The organism is Parabacteroides sp. AF39-10AC, from assembly GCF_003635405.1.
In the GTDB taxonomy this organism is placed as follows: Bacteria; Bacteroidota; Bacteroidia; order Bacteroidales; family Tannerellaceae; genus Parabacteroides; species Parabacteroides distasonis.
Window position 1 is genome coordinate 1 of sequence record NZ_QTLP01000070.1, and the last position, 1,763, is coordinate 1,763.

General features: G+C 42.4%; 1 protein-coding gene. It reads left to right on the top strand.

Features of this window, described 5'->3' with window-relative positions; translation table 11 throughout:
- The first annotated feature begins 119 nt into the window (after positions 1 to 119).
- Entirely contained in the window at positions 120 to 1,577 is a 1,458-nt protein-coding gene (locus DW033_RS24165) for an IS1182 family transposase (RefSeq protein WP_122383245.1), read from the top strand.
- Positions 1,578 to 1,763: the final 186 nt, after the last annotated feature.

Consider the following 1,763-nt stretch of genomic DNA (forward strand, 5'->3'; position numbering starts at 1 on the left):
GAGGGCACTGAAAAAGTCCTTTCATAGGATAATTGTCTGATATAATCGGCATATACCCAATAAATATTTTGGATATATGCCGATTTTTGGTTATCTTTATAGATATAACACATAAAGATATGCTCCCGACTCAACAGACAATACAATTCAGCAATTACAGTGATTTATACGATTTGATTATCCCTCGCGATAATGTTCTGCGCAGGATTAATGACCTTGTGGACTTCTCCTTCATCCAAAAAGAACTTATGGATAAATACTGCCATGACAATGGCCGCATGGCTGAAAGCCCTGTGATGATGTTCAAATATCTTCTTCTGAAGACAATTTATGACATATCCGATGTCGACGTTGTAGAGAGGTCCCGTTATGATATGTCGTTCAAGTATTTTCTTGGGATGAGTCCTGAAAACACGGACTTGATAAACCCCAGTTCACTGTGCAAGTTCCGTAGGCTTAGACTAAAAGACAAGGACCTGTTGAATCTTTTGATTGGCAAGACTGTTGAGATTGCGATTGAAAAAGGAATAATCAAATCCCGTACTATAATCGTTGATGCCACCCATACCGGCTCACGAAGCAATCCTTATTCCCCGGTTGAGATATTGCGGCTTCGCTCGAAGCAGTTGCGCAAATGTCTGTATGAATCAGACGAGACTATCAAAAATACTCTTCCTGAAAAGAACACGGATGATAATCTGGAACATGAGCTTGACTACACCAAAGATCTGCTGAATGTCGTAGGTTCCAATCCCTGTCTTGCAGAAGTTCCTAAAATCAAGGAGCGTCTTAACATACTTAAGGAGGTACTTTCAGATATTGAAGACCATTATGTAACGTCCAAGGACGAGGATGCCAGGATTGGGCACAAGAGTAAGGATGCCTCTTTCTTCGGATATAAGACCCATATCGCAATGAGTGATGAACGCATCATAACGGCTGCGACAGTCACCTCCGGAGAGAAAGGGGACGGCCCCCAGCTTCAGGAACTTGTAGAGCAGAGCCGCACCAACGGCATGGTCGTTGATACAGTAGTCGGCGACACTGCGTACTCGGGCAAAGACAACATAATACTTTCAAATGACAAAGAAAATGGTTTTGAGCTGGTTGCCAGATTAAATCCGACAATCAGCAATGGCACGCGTAAGGAAGAAGACCGTTTTGATTATAACAAGGATGCCGGAATGTATGTTTGTCCGGCCGGGCATATGGCGATAAGAAAAGCGCGACAGGGAAAGAAGGGAGAGAAACAGAACCAGTCACTTGTCTTCTACTTTGATGTAGAGAAATGCAGAACATGTTCACGGCGGAACGGATGTTATAAAGAAGGGGCCAAAAGCAAGTCTTATGCCGTGCAGATTAAATCGGGAGAGCATCTGCAGCAAGCCGACTTTGAACAAACAGATGAGTTCAAGACAAAGGCTAAAATACGATATAAAATCGAGGCCAAAAACGCAGAATTGAAGAATGTATTTGGATACGACCGTGCAGACTCGTATGGTCTGGACTGTATGCGTATGCAAGGGGCAATGGTGATTTTTGTTGCAAATATAAAAAGAATCCTCAAACTGAGCTGAGGACTGCTCATCATTATCCCAGAATAAGGCTGCACATGGCTGATTATAGTCAATACAGAGTCATATAACCTACCTATCGATAAAAATCAGAGTTCGTCAAGTCCTCGGATAAGGAGTTGACGAACTCTATATTTTTCATATAATCCTCAGAGAACTCTGAATAGTGATTACTTTTTCAGTACCCTC

Excerpts from the sequence above, each read along its gene's own strand:
- DW033_RS24165 (WP_122383245.1), top strand. The coding sequence starts at position 120 with ATGCTCCCGACTCAACAGACAATACAATTCAGCAATTACAGTGATTTA.